Source organism: Pseudonocardia aurantiaca (genome assembly GCF_039526725.1).
Taxonomy (GTDB): domain Bacteria; phylum Actinomycetota; class Actinomycetes; order Mycobacteriales; family Pseudonocardiaceae; genus Pseudonocardia; species Pseudonocardia aurantiaca.
This window is the reverse complement of sequence record NZ_BAAAJG010000009.1, coordinates 23,204-36,457: the sequence shown is the minus strand read 5'-3', so window position 1 is coordinate 36,457 and position 13,254 is coordinate 23,204. Positions and strand designations below refer to the sequence as shown.

Here is a 13,254-nt window from a genome sequence, read left to right as displayed (position 1 = left end):
CTTGCGTGCCGGACCCGACGAATCGAAGGAGCACAGTGTGAATCGAAGGAGCACAGTGTGAGCAATTCCTACGGTTGCTTCGCACCCAATCGGCCGGCCGGTGAGCTCTACCGGGGGCGCCGTTCCCACCACCTGCCCGGTCTGCTTCGTCCCCGAGCGGGACGACCCGGTTCGCAACGCTGCGGACGGTGCCGGGGTGGCGTTCCTGGTCGAGGACATCGATCCAGCACTGCGCGGGTCGCGGGGCCCGGTGGGGGCCGGGCAGGTCCGGAACCTGATCAGCGATCCGCCTGGCCTCACCTTGCGGGTGTCGCCGGACCCGTCCGCTGCGGTCGGCATCGAGTATGTCGCCGGGCCCACGGCGCTCCGGTCGGGTTGGGGGCGCGGCGCTGATGGAGAACCCACACGGGCTGCAGGTCCTGGTGTCGGTGCTGGCGGCGGTGCTGGTCCTGACCTGGCTGGCTCGGCGAATGCGGGTCGCCCCGCCGGTCGTGTTGCTGCTGGGCGGGGTGCTGTTGGCCTTCCTGCCGTGGATGGGGGCCGTGCTCTTGTCGCCGGGCGTGGTCCTGTTGCTGTTCCTGCCGGCACTGCTGTTCCCCGAGGCGCTGAGCACCTCGCTGCGCGAGATCCGGGCCAACCTACGAATGGTCCTGCTCTCCTCGATCCTGCTGGTGCTGGCGACTGCCGCCGCTGTGGCCATGGTCGGACGCGCGCTCGGCCTGAGCTGGCCGGTGGCCTGGGTCTTGGGCGCGGTGGTCGCGCCGACCGACGCGACGGCGCTGGCCACGGTGGCCGACCAGATGCCGCGGCGCATGCTGACCAGCCTGCGCGCGGAGAGCGTGATCAACGACGGCGTCGCGTTGGTGCTGTTCGCGGTCGCCGTCGCGGTGGCCACCGGCGCTCAGGCGGTCAGCTGGGGCAATGCGCTTGGCAGCCTCACGATCTCCTACCTGGGCGGCACCGTGGTGGGCCTAGTGGTGGCCGGTCTGGCTTTCTTGGCTCGCCGGAGCTCCCACGAGAGGCTCCCGGAGAACGGGATCTATGTGTTGACCCCGTTCGTGGCGTTCCTGCTCGCGGAGCAGATCCAGGCCTCCGGTGTGCTCGCAGTGCTCGTGTGCGGACTGGCACTCAGTCACGTCGGTCCCCACCTTGGCTGTGGCCGGAGCCGGTTGCAGACCGACGGGTTCTGGCAACTGACAACCTTCCTGCTCAACGGCGCGCTGTTCGTCCTGGTCGGCCTGCAGTTGCCGGACGCGCTGCACGACCTGGCCCTCAGCTCGTACTCGATGGGGCAGGGCCTGCGCGACGCCCTGCTGGTCAGCGCCGCGGTGATCGGCACCCGGCTGGTCTGGTTCTACACCGTGCCCTACCTCGTCCGGGCGCTGGATCGCCGCCCGCAGCAGCGGGCGCGTCGCATCGGCGCCCGCCACCGGGTACCGCTGGCCTGGGCCGGGTTCCGCGGCGGGGTGACGCTGGCTGCAGCGCTGGCCGTGCCGACGACCATGGACAACGGATCCCCGTTCCCGGGCAGGGGCCTGATCGTGGTCGTCGCGTTCGGGGTGATCCTGGTGACGCTGCTGGTCCAGGGCCTCACCCTGCCCGCGGTGCTGCGCTGGGCGCGGCTGCCCGATGACGGCGCCGAGGCCCGCGAACAGCGGCTGGCGGAGCGCACCGCTGCCGCGGCCGGGCTGGCGGCGCTGCCTCCGACGGCGGCCCGGCTCGGGGTCCCCCCCGCGGTCGCCGACCGGGTGCACGCCGACCACGAGGAGCACATGCACACCCTGGCCGACCCCGGAACCGCCGGGCACGACACGGCGGCTGCGGGCTCGAACGCGCGGCACCACCATCACGACCATCGGCTGCGTCGCGCGCTGCTGCCCCACCAGCGCGCCGCGATCATCCGGCTGCGCAACTCCGGCCTGATCGACAACGTCGTGCTGCAGCGGGAGCTGGCGAGGCTGGACGCCGAGGAGTTGTCGCTGTCCCCATCGTCGACAGCGGAGGCTGAATGGGAGGCGCCGCGCCAGGCGTTCTCCTGGCGTGTGGCCGGTGATCGACCGGGGCGCAGAAGTCGGCAGTGGCGCCAGAGAGTCCACGAGACCTTCGGCCACAATTTTTGGCCACGCAAGGGCGGTTGACGGGCAAGGAGAACAGGCGCTGCCTGCCGAGGGCCGGTAGCTCAGCGTGTCGCGTCATTGCGGGTTGCGATACCCGGGTCCACCTCGTGTCCAGCGTCGGTGTGTACCCACGAGCGAGCATGTCACGGAGGGCAGATGAACGACGGTGGGCAGGCCGAGAAGCTCCAGGAGATGGGTTCGGCGGCGTTCGTGCCGCTGCGGATCACGCCTGTCGGTCCGAGGCCGTTCCGCTTCGAGTTCGACGGCGCGCAGGCGAGCGACGTAGGGCTGGCGCGCATCGCCACCACGTCCTGCATGGTTCGACGCACCCCAGATCTGATCACCTCCGGCGATCCCGAGCTCGTCAAGATCACATTGCAGACACGAGGCCGGAGCGGCATCGAGCAGGACGGCCGGCAGTGCCTACTCACGCCGGGTGATCTGTCGGTCTACACGAGCGACCGGCCCTACGAGCTCGCCTTCACCGAGCCCTACGAGATCATCGCCATCGGAGTTCCTCGTGGTCATCTCGGCGCCCACGCCGACGTGCTGCAACGGCAGTCGGCCGTGCGACTCACGACGGACACTGCGTTGCGTCGCGTGATCAGCGGGCTCTTCCGCGCCATGACCGACACCCTGAGAGCCGGTGACGCCGAGTTCTCCGGCAGCGCGGGTCGACACCTGGGCGACGCGGTGACCTCGCTGATCATCTCGGAACTGGTCGGTGCGTCGGCCCCGCCGACCGAGAGTGACCTGGCGGACCAGATCCTGGCCTACTGCATGACCCGACTCTCGGATCCGGCGCTCTGCGTGGCCTCCGTCGCCCAGGCGCATCGGATCTCCGTCCGGTATCTGCACAAGCTCTTCCAGGCACGAGGGCTCTCCCTTGCAGCGTGGATCCGGCACCAGCGGCTGCTTGGCATCAGGCGAGACCTGGCCGATCCCGCGCTCGCTGGGCGCACCGTCGCGTCGATCTCGGCCCGCTGGGGCGTACTGAGCGCGTCGCACCTGAGCCGGGCGCTCAAGGCCGAGTTCGGTTGCACAGCCGCTGACATCCGGCGAGCGGTGCCCATCGACCCGACCGGCGGGTGACGGCTGCCACGGCGCCCGGCACCGACCACAACGGCGAAAAGCCGGCCGGTCTTGTCCCGAGCCGAGTGCGTCGCCCGACCGTGACGAATGTGCAGACGATCCGGATTCGCGCACCGTAAACAGATTCTCGTGTCCCGCGCCGGAAGTCCGGTGCGTATATCGGCGGATCCAGGTTTCCGCTGGGTGTGCCGGGGCGCGGTCCTCGTACCGGGCGTACTCGGGCCGTGCGCCGGTGCGCCCAGCGGGGAGCTGGGCCGTGGAGATATGTGTTGGACTTGCGGCGCGGGACACTAGGCTAGGGCTCGGCGGTTGCCGACTCTCCACGGTCGGCACCGGCTCTCGCCAAGCAGTGCACAGAATCCGTCGATCTCGTGATCGCTACTTGCGCAATGGCATCGTCGGGGGACGGCGTTCGGTCAGCGGAAACGGTAGGAAATGGACAATCGGGCGGACGTGACCGCCTGTGGGCCGGCAACTGAACCTTTCCTTCACCTGACGCCGTGACCGCGAAGCGCCACGAGCAGGGAGTGAACGTGACCCGAACCGTGCCACATCAGCCCGACGCGGCTGTGCAGCAGGCCCGTGTGTAGCGCGCTCGCTCGCCGAGTGCGCCGCTTCGAGCTGGGCGACAGCGAGCGCGCGCTGCACAACATCCTGCGCGGCTTCACCAAACTGCAGGTCACCGTTGCACAGCTGCAATGACGGCGGTTGGGCAGCACAGCCAAGGGAAATACTTCAGCTTCGAACCATGGCGCAGACAGGTGGTTGTTCCGACGTGATTTCCTATGACTTCGTGGTGGTTGGTGGCGGTACGGCGGGTTCGGTCCTGGCGGCGCGCTTGTCCGAGCAGCGGGATGTGCAGGTACTCCTGCTGGAGGCGGGGCCTGCTGATGGCCCGGCGATGATGTCGGTTCCTCCGGCATGGCCGGCGCTCATCGGCAGCGAGGTCGACTGGGGCTATGCGACCGTGCCGCAGCGCGGGTTGGGCGGGGCTGTTCTGCCGTATCCGAGAGGCAAGGTGCTGGGTGGCTCGAGCAGCATCAACGCAATGGCACACCTGCGCGGCCACCGCTCGGCCATCGACGCGTGGGACCCGGCCGGGGCAAAGGGCTGGGGGTATGACGATCTGCTGCCCTACTACCGGCGCAGTGAGCAAACCGAGGGCCTCGACGAGTGCTATCGCGGCGTAGATGGTCCGATGAAGCCGAGGCCGACCTCCCAGCGCCACCCGACCGCCATCGCCTGCATGGAAGCGTTTCAGGAGTTGGGCTACCCGGTCACGGCTGACCTGAACGGAGCCCAGCAGGAGGGCGCGGCATGGTACGAGACGAACGTCGTCGACGGTGCCCGCCAGTCCGCCGCGGATGCCTACCTGCATCCGGTCCTGGACCGGGAGAACCTGACAGTGCTCACCGGCGCGCTGGTCCAGAGCCTGGTGATGTCCGAAGGCCACTGCACCGGTGTGAGATAGGCACATGGCGGCAGGCTGCGCACGGCACGGGCTGCAAGGGAGGTGGTGCTGTGTGCCGGTGCCGTCGGCTCGCCGCAACTGCTGCAGCTGTCCGGGATCGGCCCGGCCGACAGGCTGCGCTCGCTGGGTATCGAGGTGGAGCTCGACCTGCGTGGTGTGGGAGAGAACTTCTCCGACCACCCAATGGGAGTGGTGGTGTACTCGGCGGCCCAGCCGATGCCGGAAGGGACGAACAACCACGGCGACCTTCTTGCCGCGCTGCGCTCTGATCCTGAGCTCAGCGCGCCGGACATGCACCTGTTGTTGGTCGACCTCCCGATGACCCCACCAGGCTTGCCAGGACCCGAGAGCGGCTTCTCGATCGCGTTCGCTCTCCTGCAGCCGCACAGTCGGGGATCGGTACGACTGGTATCGAACGATCCTCTGGTGCCGCCATCGATCGATCCACGCGTCCTGACCGACGAGCGCGACATGGCCGGCATGCTCACCGGCCTGTCGATGGCACGCGAGATCGGCGGCTCACAGGCCCTGGCCCCATGGCGCAAGGACGAAGTACTGCCTGGCGCTCAGGTCACCAGCGACGCCGCGACCCGCGCATTCCTGAACCGTGACGTCGGGACCTATTTCCACGGGATCGGCACATGCCGGATAGGCACCGGACAGGACGCGGTGGTCGACACACAACTTCGGGTCCACGGGATCCACGGGCTGCGCGTCGTGGATGCATCTGTGATGCCCTCGATCCCCGGAGCCAACACCAACGCCACGGTGCTGGCCATCGCCGAACGCGCCGCGGCCATGATCACCGGAGAAGATCTGCAGGCGTCCGATGCCGGCCAGGACAACATCCTGCGTGGGTTCACTGGGCCGAACGTGACAGTCGAGTCGGGAGGCAGATGTGATGACGAACCGTGCGATAACACTGCTCGACACTCGACAGCACCACGAGGGCCGATCCGGGCCTCCGCCCCTACCCGCACAGGACCGGGACGGAAGCTGATCAGGCCCTGACGTCGCTGCTCGTGCGTGGTTCGGTCGGTGCGCCGCCGCCTACTCGGCGGGCACGGGTGTGGCGTTCGTCGCCGCGTTCGCACTGTCGAGCCTGGGCTCGCTCAGCTTTCGCCCTCGCCGTCCGCGTCGCCTGGATCAACGCGCTGGCGGGGCACCTGGTGCGCCGCAGGAAGGCTGTTGGATGACTCTCCGCAGGATGCTGGCCCGGCTGCTGGGCGCATCGGTCGTCGTGATCTCGGCCGGGTGTGGTGCCCCGGCGGCCGCCGCCCCGCCGGCCCCCGCCTCCCCGGCCCCGGCCTCCCCAGCCCCCGCCCCACCGGAGGCCGAAACGATGGGCCGGCTGACCGACCTCGTCGTGGAGCGCATCACGCTCGCCGACGTCGTGGCCGCGGCGAAGTTCGGCACACCCGATCCCATCGACGACCCCGCCAGGGAACAGCAGGTCCTCGACGAGGTGGCGGCCGCCGCGCCGGGGGCAGGCGTCGAGCCGGCGGAGGCGACCCGGTTCTTCCGCGACCAGATCGAGGCGAACAAGGTCGTCCAGCGCGGCCTGTACCAGCGCTGGACCGCGGAGCCCGATCTGCGCCCGGCCCAGGCCCCCGACCTCGCCGCCGAGGTGCGGCCGCGGCTCGATCGCCTCACCACCGCGCTGCTCGGCGGGCTGCGGGACGCCGCGGGGGTGCGGATCCCGGCCGCCAGCTGTGATCTCGCGGCGGGTCGTACCGACCTCGACGCCCTCCACCGCACGGCGCTCAAGGTCGCCCTTCGGTCGGTCTGCGCACCGCCGGAATGACCGCGGGGAGATGTGTGCCGGCCGGGCGGGCGGGCGCGCTTCACGGTTCTCTCGATCAAGTCGGTCGTTCTGGGGGTGAACTCCGCCTATTTCGCGCCCGGGACCACCATGGCGACACCCGTTACCGCGGGCTCCGGCTGGGAGGATTTCGCCGTGGATGTTCCTGAGTCGCGTTCCGCCGAGCCGAAGCCCGGACCACCACCTTCGCCACCGTCGAGTTCGGCAACCGCGCCGGAGGCCACCGGGACAGACGAACTCCCGCCCCCGACCGGTCTGCGGGCGCCCCCGCTCCTCGGCTTGGCGTCGGCCGTCGTGGTCGTGGCCGGGCTGCGCGCATTCGGTGGTGTGGCGGGCCCGGTGTTCCTCGGCCTGGTGCTGATCCTGACCGTCACGCCAATGGTGTCGGCGTTGCGCCGGCGCGGGCTGCCCGCTGGGCTGGGGGTGGTCGTCACGGTGGCCGCCGTCTACGCGATCCTGCTCGGCTTCGCGGGCGCGTTGGCATATGCGGTCGCCGAGCTCGCGGGGCTGCTGCCGACATACGCGGACCGGCTCGATGCGCTGCTCTCTGGTGCTTCTGCGGCCTTGGCGACCGTAGGCGTCGATCCGACGCAGATCGGGAGGGCGCTGAGCCAGATCGACCTCGGTAGCGTCGCCGGCTTCCTGCAGGGCCTGCTCGGTCAGCTGGCCGGTACGTTCTCTGTCCTCGCACTGATCCTGACGGTGCTGCTGTTCATGGCCGTCGACTCCGCGACGTTCCCCGAGCGGCTGCGGGCGATCGCGGAGACCCGCCCCGACGTTGTGGTCGGGCTGCGATCCTTCGCAGTGGGCACCCGCCGTTTCATCCAGGTGTCCACGGTCTTCGGGCTGATCATCGCCGTGCTCGACGTCGCCGTGCTGTGGGTTCTCGGGGTGCCGCTGGCGCTCGTGTTCGGCTTGGTGTCGCTCATCGCCAACTACATCCCCAGCGTGGGTTTCCTGATCGCGATGGTGCCGCCGGCGCTGCTGGCGCTGCTCCACGGAGGGCCCCAGCTCATGCTGGCGGTCATCGTGTGCTTCTCGGTCATCAACGTGGTGCTGCAGACCTTCCTGCAGCCCCGGTTCGTCGGAGGGGCGGTGGGGCTGTCGATCACGGCCACCTTCCTGTCACTTGTGTTCTGGGGCTGGGTGCTCGGGGCACTCGGCGCCCTGCTCGCTGTTCCGCTCACGCTGCTGGTCAAGTCACTGCTGGTGGACATCGATCCGCGGACCCGGTGGATCGACGCGTTCCTCGCCGACCGGCCCCCGCGGTCAGCGCCCTGAACGCCGGACGACGGTCGGACTGCGCGCCGCTGATCTCCTGGGAGGGGGGAGCGGGCGAGCCGCCGCGGATGGACGGCAATTTCGCTCGCCGCGGGTGACCTCGGAAACCGTCTTCAGGTCTAGCGTTCGCCGCGTGACGACTTCGGCAGCCCGACCGAGCTCGTGAGCCACGGTGCTCGATGAGGTCGAGTTCCAGGACCGAAAGGGTCGGATCCGCGGCTCCTGATCGCCGGGTCCGCACGTCATGAGCCCCGAGGCGCTGATACTGGCCGTATCTGCCATCGTCCGCCCGACGAGCACAGCGGCCGTGGTCGCGATGCTCTCCACACGGCGGCCGCAGCAACTGCTGGTGGCCTACGTCCTCGCGGGTCTTGCGTTCAGTATCGCGATCGGAACGCTGGTCGTCGTTCTCCTGCACGGCTTCGGTCCGGCCGGCTCACACGAAGCTGGACGTCGGCTGATCGGCACGGCGCTCGGCGTCGTCGCACTCTGCTACGCCGGCGCCGTATGGGTCGGCTGGCTGCCTCGGCCCCGCGCCGAGACCGCCCATCCGGCCACGACGTGGATGCGTCGCCACATGCAGGACCTGTCGCCGTCGAACGCCGCGGCGGCAGGGGTGCTCACCCACCTGCCCGGGCTGGTCTACCTGACCGCACTGAACGCGATCGTCGGCGACGCGACGTCGACGCTGGACAGCATCGTGCAGGTGGTGGTCTACAACGCCATCTGGTTCAGCATGCCCGTCGTCGCTCTGGTGGTGTCGGTTCACCGACCGTCGGAGATGAGGGACCTCCTCACCCGGATGACCTCGTGGGCGCGCCGGCACAGGCGGGCGATAACCGTGGTGTTCTTCGGTGCGCTCGGTGCCTACCTGCTTGTGGCCTGTGGTCCCGTCGGACCGCTGCCGGGGTGACCCGGACCGTCGGCGCGGGTGTCCGGCGAACACCCGACCGCGGCAGGTGCCACGCCGGGCGCGTGCACCGGAGCCTCGGGGTGATCGCTCGAGTCCCGAGCGGTCGCCGGCTCACCCCCCGCGGATGAGGAGATCGTGACGTGGCGGCGCGACGATCGTCGGCGATTGTAGGGCCGGCTTCGCCCAGGAGGCTTCGGATGTCCGTACCCAGCGGGCAGCACGCAGGGAGAGCGCGTTCGGGCCAGAGGGATGAGCACGGTGGGTGAGGGTCTCCAGGAGGGTCGCGCGCGCCGCGCGTCGGGCTGGTTCGGGATGGTCGTCGGGGTGGGTGTGCTCCTGATCGTTCTCGGGGTGTGGAACGCGCTCGACGGGCTGACCGCGTTGTTCGCGGGCGGCTTCGTCGTGGCCGACGCCGAGCGCGTCGTCGCGCTCGACGTGGCCGCGTGGGGCTGGGTGCTGCTGGCAATCGGCGTCGTAGAGGTGATCGCCGGAATCGCGCTCTTCATCGGGGCCGGGTGGGCCCGGGTGGTCGCGGTGCTGGTCGCAGGCTTGAACGGAATAGTCCAGCTGGCGTTTCTCGCCGCCTACCCCGTCGGCGCAATTCTGATCATGGTGGTCGCCGCGGTCGTGATCTGGACGGTCGTCGTGCACGGCGACGCGACCCGCGTCTGACATCGCGGCGGCGGAGGCACGACAGAGAGGAAGCGTTCATGGTCCGGCAGAGTCCTGGTGGTAGCGCCGGCGACGTCGCGGAACGCCAGAAGCTCCGGCTCAGCGGAGGAGCGATCGCGTCGCTCACCGGCGTCGTGCTGCTGGTCATCTTCATGATCCAGAACACCGAGCGCGTCACTCTCACGTTCCTGTTCTGGAGTTTCACCTGGCCGCTTTGGCTCTTGGCGCTCGTGACGGCGCTGGTCGGAGCGTTGGTGTGGTTCGGACTCGGCGTGATGCGCCGTCATCGGCGCCGCAAGGCGCGCCGCGAAGACCGACGGGACTGACCTTGCACCGCACTGGGGGATATCACGTGACATGGCCCCGTTCCCCATTGGCTCGTCTGCTGAGTCCGGCGAGGCGGGTGAGTGCGGCGAACCCGTCGTCGGTACCAGGCCAACGTGCGCGTACAGCTTCGAGGCCGGCTCGGCGGACAACACTGCGCAGGACGGCGGTGGCGATGATTGCGTCGTCGGCGTAGCCGAGAACCGGGATGAAGTCGGGGACCAGATCGATGGGGAGCCCCAGATAAACGAGGAGGAGGGCAAGCCTGACCCGCACGCCCGTGGGCAGGGACCGATCGGCGGCGAGGCGGCGGATCAAGCGCAACACGTCTGGCAGGATTCGCAGTGCTTCAGGGAGCAGCCCGCCGCGAGGGCGGGCGATCACGAGCACGGCTAGCAGGGCGAGCCAGGCCAGTAGCAAGGCGGCGCCGACGCTGATCAGCAGGTCCGACCACCAGGCGCCGGTCATGACGGATCTACCATCCGCAGCTGGGGCCGAACATCAGCCGGACTGGTGCCGGAGGGCGGAGCCTCGGACTCCAACGCGGCGGCCTCGAATGCGGCTAGTTCAGCGGCCGCGTCCTCTACAGCGGCACGGGCCGAGGCACCCAGCGGCGCCCCGAAGTAGTCGCGTTCGCGAATCTTGGTCAACCAGCTGCGGAACCGGCTCAGGTCAGCTTCGGATTCCTCCACCTCGACGTAGGTGAGCCGCCCGCGGGCCCGTTCCTGTGCCAACTCCTGGCGCAACGCGGGGATCCGTTCCAGCACGTCGGCGTACTCGCCGTCGCGGGCCGTGTTGAGCTCGGCGATCACATCCGATTCTTCCTGCGGGTCGGCGAACGTCATCCGCAGCACCCGCACTGTGCCGCCCTCGCGCTGGACTCGATCGGCCAGCCGCCGCACATCCCGGTTAGGCCTCTCCTGCGCTGGCAGCAGACACACGGACTGCTGCAGGTAGAGGGCGCCCAACGATCGCAACTTCCGCCACACGTGCACCCGCAACGAGTCCGGAGCGCCCGCAGTGGACACGCTCACGACCAACCACTCCGTCCGCGATGTAGCGAGCGTCACGCTGCAATGTTACACCCGTAACATTGCAGCGTGTCGTGTCGGCTTACGGCTCCAGTCAAGCTCAGGATCGGGCATCCGCGGCCACACACTGTCCGGCTGTTCGTCTGCGAGGCGCATGCGGTCGGCCTTCCCGATCCGCGACCGCTCACCGAGCACGACCGGGCTGAGCTCTGCCGCAGGCGCCGACGTGCCGGTACCGCGCTAGTCGACGCGCCGCGGTCAGTGCGCGCTCGGGCTCGCACCCTGAGGGCCGGCCGCATTGGGCGCCGAGATGGCAAAAACCGCGGTCTCAGCACTGAGACCGCGGTATTCGAATCGAGCTCTCCTGGCCCGTGGGCGTGGTCAGGCCGCCCTCCCCACCTCGGCCGGGACGTCAGCCAAAGCGCAGGTCGCGCAGGCGAAGAGGCGAGCCGCCGGCAGGTGGTGCGGCGGCTCCTCGAGGACGACGGCGTGGTCGAAGCACGCCCCCGCGCCGCACTCGTGGCACACGGCCACGGCTGCGCGCTCCGGGAGCCCGGAGAGGCCGATCGGGCGACGACGGGCCTCGAACTCACAGATGTAGCAGTTCACGAAACACCTCCACTTTCTGGTGCCGCTCGCCGCGGCAACCCTATGAGACATCCTTAGGATACATCTTGTATCTCAATGGCTGCCGCGGAGGCGGGTGTGTTCATCGCCGCATCGCGGCGGGCTCCTCTGCGACGCGCCTCGTCCGGCCGTCCCGGCCGTGCGTCGGTGGGAAGGTTCCGCGTCGAGTTGAACAGGACGACCACCAGGCTGCAGCCGACGAGTCCGGCCACCGCCAGGAAGAGCACGGTGTAGGACACGGCTGCCGACGCCAGCGCGAGCGCGGTGGGCAGCAGGAAGCCGGTGTAGGAGGTCGCGTAGTAGATGCCGGTCAGCCCTGCAAGGTCCCTGGCGGTCGCGATGCGCTGGACCTCCCGCAGGCCGGAGACGAGGGCGATGCTGTAGCCCGCGCCGAGCACCGCGGCGATCGCGACGGCGGCCCAGGGAGACCGCGGGGCGGCGTTCGCGGCCATCGCCAGGACGCCGACGAGGACCAGCGCCAGCGCGACCACGCTGGCACGTGCGCTGCTGAGCTTGTCGAGACGCTTGGCCACGGGTTGGACGGCGACACCCGTGCCCAGGGTCACGACGCTGAGCAACGTCGCGTACGCGAGCTGCCAGTGCCCGGTCATGCCCGCTTCGAGCTGAGGCGTGACCGCGTAGGCGAGGCCGATCGCGCCGAAGATCCACGGTGCCAGCGGAAGCGCGACACTCAGGAAGCGCCGGTGCCCGGCGGCGGGCACCTTGAGGTCCGCCCACAGCGGTCCGGCGACCCCGGCAGGGCGCGGCTGCGGGGCGCGGCTCACCGCGATCACGCACGGCACCGCCACCACCACCTGCACCAGGTACGGCAACACCATCGGCCACGGTCCCCACTGCGCCAGCACGCCGGCGACGGCCGCGCCTGCTGCAAACCCGGCCGTCACCGCCACGGAGGCGCGGCGCGCACTTGCCCCGGAATCCGCGGACCGCTCGTACGGCGGGCCGGACAGCTCCTTGATCCAGCTGCTGCCCACGGCCATGGCGATGCCTACGGCGACGCCGGCGAGGAACCGGCCGATGTACAGGGTCGGTTCATCCGGACCCGCAGCCAGGACGGCACTGGCGAGCCCGGACAGGGCGGTACCCGCCACTAGCAGCGGCTTGCGACCGTGCCGATCCGAGAGCGGGCCACCCACCAGGAGGCCCGGGACCACTCCGACGACGTAGGCGCCGAAGAAGGCGTCGACCGTGGCGGCGGAGTAGCCGACCTCGCGATACAGGGTCAACAGAGGCGTGAACTCGTTGCCGGCCCAGCCACAGCAGAGCATCGCCAGAGCGACGAGCTTCCAACCGCTGGACCGAACCTGCTTCCGGATCGCGCTCACTGGACCAGTCCTCCTACGACTCAGGAGCCGCACGCTCCCGGCGCCGCCCAACTAGTAGACAACTTGCATCTCACTTGCACCTTACTGATGCCTCATGCTGGCGACCTGGACCGGGCGTCGATGGAGGCCAAGGTCACCCAGCGATCGGCCCCGGCGCGCATCGTCGAACCGCTCCGCGGGCACCACCCTGCGTGACAACCTCGGCCTTTCGCCGCTGCCTCGCAGTTCCGCATGGTGGGTCGCCGCGGGGCCGACGAGATCGTGACGCTCCCGGCGTCCCCCACTGTCGGCGAGACGCTCGGGCTTGGCGACCGCGGGCACGGCGGGGTCAGCGGGCTGCTGGTCGGGTCGGTCGCGATGGCGATGGCGGGCTCGGTCAGCCACGCGAGGCTGCACAAGGCGCACTGTTCGGTAGCCGTCGTCTGGACCGCGGGCGACGAGGAGAGCTGACGACCTCCTGAACCCGCCGGCGACTCGCGCACCGGCTGTGGTCGGGCCTGCTCGTCGACCGTTGCGCCGAGCACCAGGCCCCCACGCTGCCTCCCGGCGAGGGCGGCG

The 13,254-nt window shown here is 69.8% G+C and carries 13 protein-coding genes and 1 pseudogene; 10 read left to right on the top strand and 4 right to left on the bottom strand.

Annotated elements, in window-relative coordinates; all coding sequences use genetic code 11:
* Positions 1 to 392: 392 nt before the first annotated feature.
* From ABD143_RS14985 to ABD143_RS14945, 9 genes and pseudogenes are all read left to right on the top strand, one after another.
* Positions 393 to 2,138, top strand: a complete 1,746-nt coding sequence (locus tag ABD143_RS14985) for a Na+/H+ antiporter (RefSeq protein WP_343977548.1) — start codon at positions 393 to 395, stop codon at positions 2,136 to 2,138.
* A gap of 135 nt (positions 2,139 to 2,273) precedes the next feature.
* Positions 2,274 to 3,209, top strand: coding sequence for an AraC-like ligand-binding domain-containing protein (locus ABD143_RS14980; protein WP_343977544.1), 936 nt, complete (start codon positions 2,274 to 2,276; stop codon positions 3,207 to 3,209).
* A gap of 748 nt (positions 3,210 to 3,957) precedes the next feature.
* A pseudogene (locus tag ABD143_RS14975) lies at positions 3,958 to 4,851 on the top strand (GMC family oxidoreductase); the annotation flags it as partial.
* A 12-nt stretch (positions 4,852 to 4,863) separates the two neighbouring features.
* Positions 4,864 to 5,691 carry a GMC family oxidoreductase gene (locus ABD143_RS14970; protein WP_343977969.1) on the top strand — a complete coding sequence of 276 codons (828 nt, stop codon included), beginning with the start codon at positions 4,864 to 4,866 and terminating at the stop codon, positions 5,689 to 5,691.
* Between the two features lie 181 nt (positions 5,692 to 5,872).
* Positions 5,873 to 6,484 (top strand): gamma subclass chorismate mutase AroQ, encoded by a 612-nt coding sequence (aroQ, locus tag ABD143_RS14965; protein WP_343977541.1) that lies wholly within the window; start codon positions 5,873 to 5,875, stop codon positions 6,482 to 6,484.
* Positions 6,485 to 6,781: 297 nt separating this feature from the next.
* Positions 6,782 to 7,783: an AI-2E family transporter gene (locus ABD143_RS14960; RefSeq protein WP_343977538.1), complete on the top strand. Its 1,002-nt coding sequence runs from the start codon at positions 6,782 to 6,784 to the stop codon at positions 7,781 to 7,783.
* 244 nt (positions 7,784 to 8,027) lie between these two features.
* Positions 8,028 to 8,696: a GAP family protein gene (locus ABD143_RS14955; protein ID WP_343977536.1), complete on the top strand. Its 669-nt coding sequence runs from the start codon at positions 8,028 to 8,030 to the stop codon at positions 8,694 to 8,696.
* Between the two features lie 258 nt (positions 8,697 to 8,954).
* Entirely contained in the window at positions 8,955 to 9,368 is a 414-nt protein-coding gene (locus ABD143_RS14950; RefSeq protein WP_343977533.1) for a DUF7144 family membrane protein, read from the top strand.
* A 38-nt stretch (positions 9,369 to 9,406) separates the two neighbouring features.
* A complete protein-coding gene (locus tag ABD143_RS14945) occupies positions 9,407 to 9,694 on the top strand; it encodes a lipopolysaccharide assembly protein LapA domain-containing protein (protein ID WP_343977530.1) in 288 nt (95 codons plus the stop codon).
* 22 nt (positions 9,695 to 9,716) lie between these two features.
* On the opposite strand, the gene ABD143_RS14940 is transcribed toward ABD143_RS14945, so the two are convergent.
* The 4 genes from ABD143_RS14940 to ABD143_RS14925 all read right to left on the bottom strand — a co-directional run bounded on the left by ABD143_RS14940 (position 9,717) and on the right by ABD143_RS14925 (position 12,696).
* Complete coding sequence (locus tag ABD143_RS14940; RefSeq protein WP_343977527.1) at positions 9,717 to 10,160, bottom strand: YkvA family protein; 444 nt, start codon at positions 10,158 to 10,160, stop codon at positions 9,717 to 9,719.
* Positions 10,157 to 10,720, bottom strand: coding sequence for a Chromate resistance protein ChrB (locus ABD143_RS14935; RefSeq protein WP_343977966.1), 564 nt, complete (start codon positions 10,718 to 10,720; stop codon positions 10,157 to 10,159). Before ABD143_RS14935 ends, ABD143_RS14940 begins: the two co-directional genes overlap by 4 nt.
* 384 nt (positions 10,721 to 11,104) lie before the next feature.
* Entirely contained in the window at positions 11,105 to 11,332 is a 228-nt protein-coding gene (locus ABD143_RS14930; protein ID WP_343977524.1) for a hypothetical protein, read from the bottom strand.
* A gap of 53 nt (positions 11,333 to 11,385) precedes the next feature.
* Entirely contained in the window at positions 11,386 to 12,696 is a 1,311-nt protein-coding gene (locus tag ABD143_RS14925; RefSeq protein ID WP_343977521.1) for an MFS transporter, read from the bottom strand.
* 231 nt (positions 12,697 to 12,927) lie between these two features.
* Here ABD143_RS14925 and ABD143_RS14920 point away from each other — a divergent pair, with 231 nt between their 5' ends.
* On the top strand, positions 12,928 to 13,146 hold the full coding sequence (locus ABD143_RS14920; RefSeq protein ID WP_343977518.1) for a hypothetical protein: 219 nt from the start codon (positions 12,928 to 12,930) through the stop codon (positions 13,144 to 13,146).
* Positions 13,147 to 13,254 lie beyond the last annotated feature (108 nt).

Coding starts and splice junctions, on each gene's coding strand:
- ABD143_RS14970 (WP_343977969.1), top strand. CDS start 4,864: ATGGGAGTGGTGGTGTACTCGGCGGCCCAGCCGATGCCGGAAGGGACG.
- ABD143_RS14980 (WP_343977544.1), top strand. CDS start 2,274: ATGAACGACGGTGGGCAGGCCGAGAAGCTCCAGGAGATGGGTTCGGCG.
- ABD143_RS14985 (WP_343977548.1), top strand. CDS start 393: ATGGAGAACCCACACGGGCTGCAGGTCCTGGTGTCGGTGCTGGCGGCG.
- ABD143_RS14920 (WP_343977518.1), top strand. CDS start 12,928: ATGGTGGGTCGCCGCGGGGCCGACGAGATCGTGACGCTCCCGGCGTCC.
- ABD143_RS14955 (WP_343977536.1), top strand. CDS start 8,028: ATGAGCCCCGAGGCGCTGATACTGGCCGTATCTGCCATCGTCCGCCCG.
- ABD143_RS14945 (WP_343977530.1), top strand. CDS start 9,407: ATGGTCCGGCAGAGTCCTGGTGGTAGCGCCGGCGACGTCGCGGAACGC.
- ABD143_RS14940 (WP_343977527.1), bottom strand. CDS start 10,160: ATGACCGGCGCCTGGTGGTCGGACCTGCTGATCAGCGTCGGCGCCGCC.
- aroQ (WP_343977541.1), top strand. CDS start 5,873: ATGACTCTCCGCAGGATGCTGGCCCGGCTGCTGGGCGCATCGGTCGTC.